Origin of the sequence: Brumimicrobium salinarum, from assembly GCF_002844555.1 — a bacterium.
Classification (GTDB): Bacteria; Bacteroidota; Bacteroidia; order Flavobacteriales_D; family Crocinitomicaceae; genus Brumimicrobium; species Brumimicrobium salinarum.
On sequence record NZ_PJNI01000009.1, the window covers coordinates 184,406 to 197,703 of the forward strand.

13 protein-coding genes are annotated in these 13,298 nt (G+C 35.0%); 7 read left to right on the forward strand and 6 right to left on the reverse strand.

Translation table 11 applies throughout. From position 1 onward, the window contains the following. Positions 1-286: 286 nt before the first annotated feature. On the reverse strand, positions 287-1,528 hold the full coding sequence (gene clpX, locus CW751_RS09625) for an ATP-dependent Clp protease ATP-binding subunit ClpX (protein WP_101334790.1): 1,242 nt from the start codon (positions 1,526-1,528) through the stop codon (positions 287-289). A 114-nt stretch (positions 1,529-1,642) separates the two neighbouring features. Continuing rightward, entirely contained in the window at positions 1,643-2,311 is a 669-nt protein-coding gene (gene clpP, locus CW751_RS09630; protein ID WP_101334791.1) for an ATP-dependent Clp endopeptidase proteolytic subunit ClpP, read from the reverse strand. Positions 2,312-2,617: 306 nt separating this feature from the next. Here clpP and CW751_RS09635 point away from each other — a divergent pair, with 306 nt between their 5' ends. From CW751_RS09635 to CW751_RS09660, 6 genes are all read left to right on the forward strand, one after another. Further along, the gene (locus tag CW751_RS09635; RefSeq protein WP_101334792.1) at positions 2,618-3,718 is read left to right on the forward strand and encodes a Nif3-like dinuclear metal center hexameric protein; all 1,101 of its coding nucleotides are present in this window, start codon (positions 2,618-2,620) and stop codon (positions 3,716-3,718) included. 5 nt (positions 3,719-3,723) lie between these two features. Beyond that, positions 3,724-4,518, forward strand: coding sequence for a zinc ribbon domain-containing protein (locus CW751_RS09640; protein ID WP_101334793.1), 795 nt, complete (start codon positions 3,724-3,726; stop codon positions 4,516-4,518). Between the two features lie 343 nt (positions 4,519-4,861). Further along, positions 4,862-5,248 (forward strand): DUF4870 domain-containing protein, encoded by a 387-nt coding sequence (locus CW751_RS09645; RefSeq protein ID WP_101334794.1) that lies wholly within the window; start codon positions 4,862-4,864, stop codon positions 5,246-5,248. 81 nt (positions 5,249-5,329) lie between these two features. Beyond that, on the forward strand, positions 5,330-6,415 hold the full coding sequence (gene hisS, locus CW751_RS09650; protein ID WP_101334795.1) for a histidine--tRNA ligase: 1,086 nt from the start codon (positions 5,330-5,332) through the stop codon (positions 6,413-6,415). Then, positions 6,412-8,193: a histidine ammonia-lyase gene (hutH, locus tag CW751_RS09655; protein ID WP_101334796.1), complete on the forward strand. Its 1,782-nt coding sequence runs from the start codon at positions 6,412-6,414 to the stop codon at positions 8,191-8,193. The genes hisS and hutH overlap by 4 nt, the downstream gene beginning before the upstream one ends. Then, the gene (locus CW751_RS09660; protein ID WP_101334797.1) at positions 8,190-8,720 is read left to right on the forward strand and encodes a hypothetical protein; all 531 of its coding nucleotides are present in this window, start codon (positions 8,190-8,192) and stop codon (positions 8,718-8,720) included. The genes hutH and CW751_RS09660 overlap by 4 nt, the downstream gene beginning before the upstream one ends. Before the next feature lie 38 nt (positions 8,721-8,758). On the opposite strand, the gene CW751_RS09665 is transcribed toward CW751_RS09660, so the two are convergent. After that, positions 8,759-9,928 carry an MFS transporter gene (locus CW751_RS09665; protein WP_101334798.1) on the reverse strand — a complete coding sequence of 390 codons (1,170 nt, stop codon included), beginning with the start codon at positions 9,926-9,928 and terminating at the stop codon, positions 8,759-8,761. A gap of 218 nt (positions 9,929-10,146) precedes the next feature. Between CW751_RS09665 and CW751_RS09670 the strand changes: the two genes are divergently transcribed. Beyond that, positions 10,147-10,704, forward strand: coding sequence for a PEGA domain-containing protein (locus CW751_RS09670; RefSeq protein ID WP_101334799.1), 558 nt, complete (start codon positions 10,147-10,149; stop codon positions 10,702-10,704). A 331-nt stretch (positions 10,705-11,035) separates the two neighbouring features. Here CW751_RS09670 and CW751_RS15435 read toward each other — a convergent pair whose 3' ends face one another. From CW751_RS15435 to CW751_RS09680, 3 genes are read right to left on the reverse strand one after another with little or no spacing between them, the layout of a single operon-like run. Further along, on the reverse strand, positions 11,036-11,206 hold the full coding sequence (locus tag CW751_RS15435; RefSeq protein ID WP_165779278.1) for a DUF5522 domain-containing protein: 171 nt from the start codon (positions 11,204-11,206) through the stop codon (positions 11,036-11,038). A 1-nt stretch (position 11,207) separates the two neighbouring features. Further along, positions 11,208-11,801, reverse strand: coding sequence for a hypothetical protein (locus tag CW751_RS09675; RefSeq protein WP_133122191.1), 594 nt, complete (start codon positions 11,799-11,801; stop codon positions 11,208-11,210). A 43-nt stretch (positions 11,802-11,844) separates the two neighbouring features. Further along, positions 11,845-13,245: an MATE family efflux transporter gene (locus CW751_RS09680; protein ID WP_101334801.1), complete on the reverse strand. Its 1,401-nt coding sequence runs from the start codon at positions 13,243-13,245 to the stop codon at positions 11,845-11,847. Positions 13,246-13,298: the final 53 nt, after the last annotated feature.

Sequence of the window (13,298 nt, forward strand, 5' to 3'; positions counted from 1 at the left end):
GTTATTACATCCTAGGCTTTAAAACAAGTTTTATTATACTTTTGTTGTGGACGGTTTGCAGGTAAAAGCTAGCCAATCGTATTACGTTTAGCCAACCTGTAAGTTTTATTCCAAATTTAACAATTAAATCAATAAAACAAGCTACTGGAAGTTATTCATTACAAAGCACTCATCTGAGTTCTATGATGTAACTCCCCCCATCCTTCCCCACAAATTATTCCCCCAAAAAAAAAGCGGCTTTGAATAATCAAAACCGCTTTTAAAAAATTATCTATCTGAGAATAAGTTACGCTGCTTTCATCTTTGCCATTTTTGACTGAGAAAACTGTTTTTCGGCATATTCTAAAGTAACTCTGTATTCTTTTTCTGGATTTTCTTGTGCTGGAATTTCGTACATCGCTTCTGTAAGGATGGCCTCGCAGATTGAACGTAAACCACGCGCTCCTAATTGGAATTCGATGGCTTTTTCTACGATGAAATCTAAAACTTCACTGTCAAATTTCAAATCAATTCCGTCAATTTCAAAGAGTTTAACGTATTGCTTGAAAAGTGAGTTTTTCGGCTCCGTTAAAATTCTACGTAACGCTGCTTTGTCAAGCGGTTCTAAGTAGGTTAACACAGGAAAACGACCAATTAATTCTGGAATCAAACCAAATGTTTTCAAATCTGTTGGATTAACGAATTCCAGTAAATTATCTTTGTCGATGCGCTCTTCCTCTTCGTTGGCAAAACCAATGGTTTGACGATTTACACGACGCGCAATGATTTTTTCAATTCCGTCGAAAGCTCCTCCACAAACAAACAAAATGTTTTTAGTGTTTACTTTCACCATTTTTTGTTCTGGATGCTTTCTTCCTCCCTGCGGTGGAACGCTAACCTCTGCTCCTTCTAGCAGTTTAAGCAAAGCTTGCTGTACTCCTTCTCCAGAAACATCTCTTGTAATGGATGGATTGTCGCTTTTTCGTGCAATTTTATCAATCTCATCAATAAAAATGATTCCACGTTCTGCGGCTTGTACATTATAATCTGCAGCTTGCAACAAACGCGATAAAATACTTTCTACGTCTTCACCAACATAACCTGCTTCAGTTAAAACTGTTGCATCGGCAATACAAAAAGGAACATTTAGCATTTTAGCAATGGTTTTCGCCAATAATGTTTTTCCTGTCCCTGTTCTTCCCACCATTACAACATTAGACTTATCAATCTCAATATCGTCGTCACCTACTTTTTGGTTCAAACGTTTATAATGATTGTAAACCGCAACAGATAAGGTTTTCTTTGCAGAAAGCTGACCAATTACATACTCGTCTAGTTTTGTTTTTATCTCTGTTGGCTTCATTAGATTTAGCGGTGCATTTTCACCACCTTCTATTTCTAAATCACCGTTTGGAATTTCCTCCTTTACGATTGATTGTGCCTGAATAATACAGTGATCACAAATGTGTCCTGATATTCCAGCAATCAATAATCTCACCTGACTTTTAGGTCGGCCACAGAAAGAACAAATTGTTTCTTTTTTACTCATATATTGTGTCAAAAAAAGGTCAATAATGGTATCGACCTTTTGATTTATTTTGCAAAATTAAGCAATTCTATAAAGCTACCCAAAAAGCAACCTTTGAACTACTCTAAAATTAACCTATTTTTTCTTACGTAGTAAAACTTCGTCTACCATTCCGTAATCCTTAGCTTCTTGAGAAGTCATCCAGTAATCACGGTCAGAATCTTTCTCTACTTTTTCGTATGTTTTACCTGTATGTTCCGCAATGATATCATAAAGCTCCTTTTTCAACTTCATGATTTCTCGTGCTGTAATTTCAATATCAGAAGCTTGACCTTGAGCTCCACCTAATGGTTGGTGAATCATCACACGTGAATGCTTTAATGCAGTACGCTTTCCTTCTGCTCCAGCACACAATAAAACTGCTCCCATTGAAGCGGCTAAACCTGTACAGATTGTAGCAACATCTGGCGAAATGTATTGCATCGTGTCATAAATTCCAAGTCCAGCATAAACACTTCCTCCAGGAGAGTTCAAATAAATCTGAATGTCTTTTTTAGGATCTACTGATTCCAAAAATAATAACTGTGCGTTAATAATATTGGCCACTTGATCATCGATTCCTGTTCCTAAAAAGATAATTCTGTCCATCATCAAACGAGAGAATACATCCATTTGAGACATGTTTAATTGACGTTCTTCAATAATGTAAGGCGTCATTGAAGACTCAATATATTGACCAACGTGCATACTGTTAATTCCTAAATGCTTTGTAGCGAATTTCTTAAATTCATCTGTATTATTCATAATTCTTTGTTCTTTTTCGTAATTCTCGATAAATATACAATTCCCAATTAAAATTGTTCCTAATTTGAAAATTGATTTATCAAATATCGTGCTTTTATAACTTTACTTTAAAAAATTGATTCTTCTACGTCATTATGGCAGATTTTAAATCAATTAGGATTTGCGAATTAAACCTGACTTTCTGTACCTTCGATAGGCTCAGTCACCGAAAGGATACTGCGTTGACTGAGCCTGCCAAAGGCAACATTGTGGTGCATTCAACAATTTGTAATTGAACAATTCATAATTTCCTTACCTTTGTCTGCTATGGATTTACAAGTAAAAGACATCACAACAGTATTGGAGAATTTGGCTCCTTTGAGCAGTCAGGAAAGTTATGACAATTCTGGGTTAATTGTAGGTGATAACAATATGCAAGTCACCTCAGTTTTGCTTTCTTTAGATTGCATTGAAGCAACGGTTAACGAGGCGATTCAAGTTGGGGCAAATTTAATCATTGCGCATCATCCCATAGTTTTTGGAGGTTTAAAAAAGTTGAACGGTAAAAATTATGTGGAACGAACGGTCATAAAAGCGATAAAAAACGACATTGCTATTTATGCGATTCACACAAATATAGACAATTACAAATTTGGGGTGAATTATGAAATTGCCCAACGTTTAGGAATTACGAATCCAAAGATTTTGGCGCCTAAAAAGAAGGTGTTAAAGAAACTCGTTTTCTTTTGTCCAACAACAAATGCCGATGAAGTATCACAAGCAATTTTCAAAGCGGGTGGCGGAAATATTGGAGAATATTCGGCGTGTAGTTTTGAAAGCTTGGGAACAGGAGCATTCCAGCCTAGTAAAAATGCAAATCCGACAATTGGAAAAGCGGGCAATAGAGAAAAGGTAGAAGAAAAGCGCATTGAGGTTTTAATTCCAAGTCACAAAGAAGGAAAAATCATCCATGCAATGCAAGCTGCACATCCTTATGAAGAAGTAGCTTATGATGTTTACCCGATTTCTAATGTCAATCAAGATGAAGGAGCCGGAATGATTGGCGAATTGGAAGAAGCAATGGACACTCAACGGTTTTTAAGTCATGTTAAATCGGCGTTTAATTGCGGAACAATACGGCATACGGCATTGATTAAAGACAAAATAAAAACGGTAGCCTTTTGTGGAGGTTCAGGAAGTTTTTTATTAGGCAATGCTAAAGCAAAGCAGGCAGACATTTATATAACAGGCGACTTTAAATACCATGAGTTTTTTGATGCCGAAGACAAGATAATTATTGCAGACATCGGACATTTTGAGAGTGAGCAATATACTCCGAACTTAATTCTTGCGATATTGAAGAAAAATTTTATTAACTTTGCCTTCCATTTAAGTAAGGTGAATACAAATCCTATTAAATATTTTTAGCATATATGGCAACAAAAGCAAAAGCTAAGTCAAGCACAACAGTCGCTGAGCGCTTAGAAGCATTAGAGAATTTACAACAAATTGACTCGGAAATAGATCGTATTTTAACTATTCGAGGAGAGCTTCCTTTAGAGGTTGAAGATTTAGAGGCAGATATTGAAGGTCTTGAAAAAAGAGTTGAAAAATTAACTAATGAGTTAAAAGAGGTAGAAACGGAAATTAGCGATCGCAAGAATGAGCAGAAAGATGCTCAGGCAGCTATTTTACAATATAAGGAGAAACAAAACAACGTTAGAAATAACCGTGAATTTGAGTCTTTAAGTAAGGAAATTGAATATCAAGAGTTAGAAATTCAATTACACGAAAAGAAGGCCAAAGAGGCAAAATTCACAATTGAAAACAAAAAAGAGAAGATAAAAGAAGTTGAAGATCAATTAGCAGGACGTAAGAAGGACTTAAAAGCTAAAAAATCTGAACTAGATAATATTATTGCAGAGACTGAAAAAGATGAAGAAAAACTTCGTAAAAAGTCTGAAAAAGCAATGAAGAAATTGGACGATCATTTAAAAACTGCATACGCAAGACTTCGTTCAAGTGCTAAAAATGGACTAGCTGTTGTACCAGTAGATCGTGATTCTTGTGGAGGATGTTTTAATAGAATCCCACCACAAAGACAATTGGATATTATCCAAAAGAAGAAAATCATCATTTGTGAGCACTGTGGTAGAATTTTGGTTCCTGGCGAAGAAATCGTTGAAGAAGAAAAACCAAAAAAGACAAGAAAAAAGAAAAAGAAGTAGAATTAACTTCATAATATTTAAAGCCTTGGTAATTTATCAAGGCTTTTTTTATGCTTTTTTATTCAAATACCCTCCTCATTCCCTAGGTGTAAAATAAAAAAATAAACGTACACAGTTTTAGCATTCTACCGCATACAATTGTGTGTAAAATTTCATCAAAGAAACCGAAAATTGGTTGTCATATTCGAAATTAATATTAATATTGTGATTTAAAGTTGCTTAGAAGAAGCAAAAAGTGAAGAAGTAGTTTATTTTAAAATTATAACGAATCTTTTGCAAATTAAACTAAGCGTTTTAGAAGTAGAAATAAAAACCATTAATTCAACAATTAAACTTAAAAAAAATGACTGAAGTTAAACAACAAAACACAGAAACTACCGTAGGAGTGGTAGCTTACATTACATTAATCGGCTTTATAATTGCGTTAGTGCTCAATAATGACAAAAAGGGAGAAGACAAAGCTTTTGGCGCCTTTCACCTGCGTCAAGCTTTAGGATTAATGCTAACAGGAATTGTTGTAATGGTCGCATTAATGATTGTAATTACAATTTTCATGTTTATCAGCATAAGCTTTGGAGGTTTATTCGCAACGATTTTATACCCGGTTTTATATTTAGGAATGCTTGCACTTTTGATAATAGGTATTATTAATGCTGCGAATGGTCAGAAGAAAGAACTACCTGTTATTGGCCCGATGATCAGCAAAATTTTCGGAAAAGCTTTCGAATAGCATTAAAATACATACAACATATTATGAACCACTTCAATTTTGAGGTGGTTTTTTTATATTTTTGCCTAAAACAAATAAAAAATGGCGCAAAAACCGAGTATTCCAAAAGGAACCCGTGACTTTCTTCCGTTTCAAGTTAATCGAAGAAACTATATTTACGATACAATTAAATCTGTTTTCAAAAAATATGGCTTCGCCCCTATTGAAACGCCATCCTTTGAACTTTCCTCAACACTTTTAGGAAAATATGGAGAGGAAGGAGATCGTTTAATTTTTCGTATTTTAAACTCTGGAGATAAAGTGAAGAAAGCAGACTTGGAAGCTTTAGCAGAACATAACCTTCCGCGTTTTGCAAATTCACTTTCTGAAAAAGCACTGCGTTATGACTTAACTGTTCCCTTTGCTCGCTTTGTAGTGCAGCATCAAAATGATCTTACCTTTCCATTCAAGAGATACCAAATTCAACCTGTGTGGAGAGCTGATCGACCTCAAAAAGGACGATATCAGGAATTCTACCAATGCGATGCTGATGTTGTTGGGAGTGATTCTTTAATGTTTGAAGTTGACTTTATTCAAATTTTTGATGAAGTGCTTTCTGCATTAAAAATCCCAGATTTTACAATACAAATCAACAACCGAAAGATTCTTTCAGGGATAGCTGAGATTACAGGTGAGCAGGATAAAATAATCGACATTACCGTTGCCATCGATAAACTTGATAAAATTGGAGAGGAAGGAGTCATCAAAGAACTTCAAAGTAAACAGGTTAGTTCAGCCGCCATTGAGCAAATTAGACCTCTTTTTAGCTTAACTGGAAATACAGATAAAATGCTTAGTTTCATGCGAGAGTTCTTATCCGATAGCGCAATTGGAATGAAAGGAATTGAGGAACTTGAGTATGTTTTTGAAAAAACGGCACTTTTAGGACTGAAAAAGGCAAAATTAGACTTTGATGTTACACTTGCCAGAGGACTCAATTATTACACCGGTGCTATTTTTGAAGTTAAAGCAAATGGTGTTAAAATGGGCTCTATTTGTGGTGGTGGACGATATGATGATTTAACAGGACTATTTGGCATGAAAAATTTATCTGGAGTTGGAATTTCTTTTGGTGCCGACCGTATTTATGATGTACTAACAGAGCTAGATCTATTTCCAAAAATGTGAGTCAAACGCTTGATTTCTTATTCATTAATTTTGGTGAACGAGAAATGAATTATGCTCTTCCAATTCTTCAAAAATTAAGAAACGCAAATATTCCTGCTGAAATATACCCAGATCAGGTGAAGCTCAAAAAGCAATTCAAATATGCCGATGACAAAAACGTAAAGCATACGGTTATTATCGGAGATACGGAACTTGAAAGCAACACTGTTACTGTAAAAGAGATGGTTTCAGGTGAACAAACAACGTTAAGCATTGAAGAATTTGAAAAAAATATTGTTAGAATGGATAAACTTATACTTGATCAACAAGCATTTAAAATAGATGAATTATTTTCATTTATTACATCTGAAAAACAACTTGAACTAGGTGAGAAGGCGCGTCAGGATGTTAAAAAATGTAGGTCTTATTTGGATCATAAAATTGAATCGACATCAGGCAATATTTATGGAATCAATACAGGATTTGGTTCTTTGTATGACCAATCTATTTCCAAAGACAAACTAGCAGACCTACAAGTAAATCTAGTGAGATCTCATGCTTGTGGCACCGGACAAGAAGTGCCCAAGTCGATTGTCAAAACGATGTTATTATTTAAAATTATCGGACTGCATTATGGCCATTCTGGTGTTCAAGTCAATACAGTTGAGCAACTTATTTTCTTCTATAACAACGATATTATTCCCGTTGTTTATGAGCAAGGAAGTTTGGGTGCCTCTGGGGATTTATCTCCCTTAGCTCATGTTGCTTTAGCTTTGATTGGGGAAGGTGAAGTTTATTTTGAAGATAAGAAATGTTCAACAAAAGTTGTTCTCGAGCAATTAAATAGACCATCTTTAAAGTTACAATCTAAAGAAGGGCTTGCTTTGTTAAACGGAACTCAATTTATGAGTGCATACTTAGCACATTGCGTATATGAAGCGAAGATTCTATACGCACAAGCCAACCTGAATGCAGCAATGTCGCTAGAAGCTTTCGATGGAAGAATAGATCCTTTCACTCCATCTGTAAATCGCGTAAGAAATCAGGAAGGTCAAATAAAAACTGCTGCTGAGATATCGGAAATACTATCGAATAGTCAATTCATCACCCAAGAAAAAGTACATGTACAAGATCCATATAGTTTCAGATGTGTTCCTCAAGTACATGGTGCAAGTTGGGATGCCATTCATCAAGCTGCAACAATTGTTGAACGAGAAATTAATGCTGTTACTGATAACCCAACAATTTTCCCTGATGAAGATTTAATTGTTTCGGCAGGTAATTTTCACGGACAACCTTTAGCTATTTCCTTAGATTTTCTTGCAATTGCCTTAGCTGAATTAGGAAGTATTTCGGAGCGACGGGTGTATAAACTCATGTCAGGTCAAAGAGGTCTTCCTGCGTTCTTAGTTGCCAAGCCAGGACTTAACAGTGGATTTATGATTGCACAATATACAGCTGCATCAATTGTTAGTCAGAATAAACAATTATGCACTCCAGCATCTATAGACTCAATAGATTCCTCAAATGGACAAGAAGATCACGTAAGCATGGGAGCAAATGCTGCTACAAAACTTGCTCGGGTTACAGAAAATTTATGGCAAATATTGGGCATTGAATTAATGGCCGCTGCGCAAGGAGTAGAATTTAAAGGTGTGAACAAGACAAGTTCGCCTCTACAAGAAATTCATTCTGCCTATAGAAAGCATGTTCCTTTTATAGAAGAAGATGAATATATGTCAGTATATTTGAGAAAAAGCAAATCGTTTTTAAAACAAAAAAATAACTCACTATTATGAATGATGAAATAACAACTATAGACGAATCAACTAATAATACGCCTAAAAAAGTACCAAATTTCTTATTGGTATTAGTGGTTCTAAGTGGATTGTATATCTCCACAAGCTTAATTGGAAGTGTGATGTCAATATTTAGCGGACCTCTTTCCGAGGAAGCACTTGAAGAAGAGTTGGCCGTTTTATACACTTCAATAAGTGAGGTAAAAGCGAGTGGTTTAGGGGAACAATTTGTACAAATTTTAGAAACAGTTATAAACCATACTATATTCGTCAACAACGAAGCATTTTATATGACACATCTTACCACATTAATTACCTTATTGGTAGGATTGGTAAGTATTGTATTTATGTTAAAATTGAAGAAGATAGGATTTCACCTATACATTCTGTATAGTTTTTTACCAATTGTTTTCATGTACATCATAACGCCTTCGGAACTTATTTTAACGTTTTCGGTGATTATAACAGTTATAACTTCAGCACTTTTTGCGCTTTTATACGGTTTAAATCTAAAACACATGAAATAATAACATTAACTAAGATCACTCGCGAAATTCAAAAAGAACTATGCAGCAGCGTTCTTTTTCACTTGTCTGATTCTATATTTCAGCAGATATAAAAGCGCTAATAAACTTCCAGAAAATGCCAAAACCGCTCCAACAAGTGTAGGTGTATTATAGGCAAATCCTAACCCAATAGGAATGGCTCCAAAATAGGCACCCAAACTGTTCCCGATATTAAAAGCGCCTTGTCCGGCAGAGGCAGCAATTGTTTCTGCTCCTTCAGCACTATTTATAAGCATCATTTGAAGACTTGCACCAATACTAAAAGCAACTGCACCAGTGATAAAAGCCATCGGGTAAGCCGCCCATGTTACGCCTGAAACGAAGTAGTTAACCAAGAGACAAATAGTCATTGCTAAAAATGAATACATAGCCGCTTTTGTAGGAATTACAGTATCTGCAAGCTTCCCTCCTATTAAGTTTCCGATAAACATTCCTGATCCAACCAAAAACATAATTATAGGCACATTTTTTTCTTCTACTCCACTTACTTTTGTAACCAGCGGCGCAATGTAGCTCATCCATGAAAATAAACCGCCGGTGCCAATGGCGATTACCGCAATAATAAGCCACGCTTCTTTGCGTGAAAAGTAATTTAATTGTTTTTTGACATTAACATTTGGCTTTTCAATAGTTGGCAACCAATAATAAATAGAAATTGCAGTAACCAAACCGAGTCCGCTGATGAGTATATACGTGAGACGCCACGAAAAATGTTGGCCTAAATAAGTTCCCAATGGAATTCCAGCTAAATTAGCAATGGTCATTCCAGTAAACATAATAGAAATGGCTTGTGCTTCTTTTCCAGGTTTTGCGAGCTGTGCAGCAACAACGGATCCAACACCAAAAAAAGCACCATGTGGTAATCCAGAAATAAATCTTGAAACGTAAAGACCTAAAGGACTCGGAGATAAAGAAAAGACAATGGTAAAAACTGAAAACAAGAGCATTAGATAAAAGAGAACGCGTTTAGGTGGCATATTGGCAGTAAGCACTACTAATGTTGGAGCGCCGATCACCACACCTAGAGCGTAGATTGCAATCAGATTACCTGCTTCAGGAATAGATATTTGAACGTCGTTCGCAATTTCTAGGATTAACCCCATCATGTTAAACTCTGTCATTCCCAGTGCCAAGCCACCAAAAGCTAATGCAATTAATCCTTTGTTCATTTATTTATCACTCTATTTAAAAGAGCGCAAAGGTATTGTTTTTTTTAGGGTAGTTCAAACAACTGTTCATTTTAACCCGAAATATTAATTTATTAAAAAAAAGAAAATGCGTAGACATCTAATTTTTAATTTAAAAATTAATCTTATTACTCATGCGATGAAATAAAAAAATGAAACAATAATTTTTAGTATTTTTACTTTTCAAAACTTTAATTAAGATGATTAAAAATGTTCAAAAATCTATAGCCCTGTTACTAGCGATGACATTGTTCCTAACAAGTTGTGCTAGTACAACAATGATTAATTCGGTGCCTAGTGGTGCAAATGTCTATATCGATAGTGAACCCGTTGGAACGACACCTTACAGTCATACAGACTCCAAAGTTACAGGTAGCACAACACGAATTAAGTTAACAAAAGATGGGTATGAAGATTTTTACTACCCAATGACAAAAGATGAAGAAGTTCATGTTGGTGCGGTCGTTGGAGGATTCTTGATAATGATTCCTTTTCTATGGACATTAAAATACAAGCCAAGTAGAACATACGAGCTTATTCCTTTAGATAACGAAATTAAAGAAGAAGTGATTGAAGTTGAAAAACAAAAAGAGATACATACTTCACCTAAAGAAACAGAATTCAAAACGGAAAAGAAGAAAAGCTCAATAACTTCAAAAGCAGATCGTTTGAGAGAATTAAAAGCTTTATTAGATGAAGGAATTCTGACCCAAGAGGAATTTGAAAATGAAAAAAAGAAAATTTTAGAGGAGGAATAGATAATTTTCAATAAGCTATCACAACTTCTGCATTTAGATTGTGATTACTCTTTTTAACATTTATTACACATTATGGATTTTAATCTGAAGTGATAAATATAGATTTCTCGTCATTCTATAAAAATGGGATTCAATCGAAATGTTAAGTGTCAGAAGAACTTAATGAGTAAAATAAACAACCGAACAATTGCATAATTTTAAATGCTTGTCCGCTTGTTTCCACACGATAATTTTCGATTAGTAAAAAATTAAAAGCCCCTTCGGAGTTTCACTCCAACAGAATGACCGATTCAGTAGAAAATTGGGTAAAGTAACGGATAAACATTTAATCTTATTTATCCACGAATCTATCTGTCTTTGGATCGTAACCGTAAGGGCAATGTTTACAACCATTTTTACAACAATATCCACGGCGTAATAAATATTGTTCAGTAAAAACAATGTAGCCTTCTTTCGTTTTATAATAATCTCCTTCTACAAGAGGAATTTTCTTTTTAAACATATTATCTATTTCTATTGAGCGGAAAAAAGAACGTTATGCGATAAATTAATGGAACATACTTCCCCATATTTGGGTTGGTAGGATCGGATATTTTCAAAAAATAATCACGACTCAAAGGACTCGGATTCGAAAGATTGGGATTATTTAAACCATCCACCACATCATATAAAATCCCCGCATTTAATCGCACAAAACCAAAGTCTCTTGAAATACCACCACCTATAAAAGCAGTTAACGTCCATTTTTTGTCTGGCACCATGTAATTAAAAGGATTTTTGAGTACCTCTAATTCAGTACCCAAATAAAACCAATCTAAAAATCGATAATGAAAAAAACCGCCACCTCCTAATGTAAATGACTTTCCTGAAGTTCCTAAATATGTATTATTTGAAAACATGTATTGATATCTCAAACTAGGTCCGAAGGCAATTGTTTCTTCCTCTACAAAAGCGAACTTTAAAGCGCCACCAAAAGTTCCACCTTGAGCTGAAAAAGATGCCGCTTGGATCTCAACCCCTAATTCAGAATGATAAGATTGTGCGCTACTAAATGTATACGAAAAGACGAATAGCAAACAGAAAATAAACCGATTCATAAAAATAATTTTCATCTAAAATATAAAATATATACCACTTCTCTTATTTGTTGTTGAGTAAATACCTTCTCTTGATAAGCATACTTTTCCAGTGTCCTGACTTGTAATAAATAAATCCAACAGCTGCCGCCAACACGTTAGAGATTGGAAAAGACCACCATAAACCGACCTCATCTAATGATGTATTATTAGATAATAAAAATGCTACAGGAAAACGAATCATCCACAAGCTAAAAATGGAAATTAAGAGAGAGACTTGCGTAAATCCAGCACCATTAAAAACACCATTCATAACCTGCTGTAGTCCGAGCACTCCAAAACTTGGCGCCATAATTTTAATAAACAACGCACTATCTTTTATAACTTGCGGATCATTGGGAACAAAAAATGCAGTAATTGGTTCTGCAAATACAAAAAGTAAAAGACCAACTGATGTTAAGCCAAAAAATGCAATTTTTGCACTTAAATTCCCCACTTTTTCGGCACGTTTTATTTGTCGCGCCCCTACATTTTGACCAACTAAGGTTGTAGTAGCAATTGAAAACCCTAAAGCAGGTATCACAATCAAACTTAAAACACGAACACCAATTCCATAAGCTGCGACAACTTCACTACCGAAGCCCGTAACCAAAACCACAAGCATTGTCATTGCTCCTGCACGTGCAGATTGTTCCAAACTAGAAGGAATTCCTAAAGAAAACATTCGCTTAGTCCATTCAAAGTCCCACTTCATTTGAGAAAATTTTACTTTTATTCCTCTTTTCCCTTTTAGAAGAATAAAAAATCCAACCAAGGCAGAAATACCTTGTGTTATTACACTCGCCAAAGCTGCTCCTGCTACCCCAAGTCCCTCAAAAGAACCAAATCCAAAAATAAACAAAGGATCTAAAGCCAAATTCAACAAAACTGTTCCCAAAACAATGTACATTGGTAGCCATACATTCCCTATTCCACGCATGAGGGATTGAAAAACAAAAAACATAAAAAGAAACATAAATCCAAAAGAGGAATATTTAAAATAAATCACAGAATCTGATAAGATTTCAGGTCCTGCCCCAACTAATTTCATTAATGGTTCAGCCACAAAATAGGTTATAATCGATAACAAAATGGAAAGAAAGAAGATGACAAAAACGGTTTGAGAAGAACTATAATTTACATTTCTTTGATTTTTTGCTCCTTTTGCTTGAGCTACAATTACAGAACCTGCAAGGGTTAATCCTGCACCCAAAGAAAGAATTAAGAATAAAATTGGAAAGCTTAAACTTACAGCCGCAACAGCGTTGGCACCTAATCGTCCTAACCAAAAAGTGTCTATTAACTGATACATACTTTGAAGGGCATTTGCTAAAATAATAGGTACCGCCAAATTAACCAAGGAGCTTAATATGCTTCCTTCTGTTAAATTTTTTTCTTTATCTGGTATGTTTTTCTTCTCTCTCATTGTTTTTCACCTCTTAATATCCCTAAACAGACTTTAATTTCAAAAGTTTAATT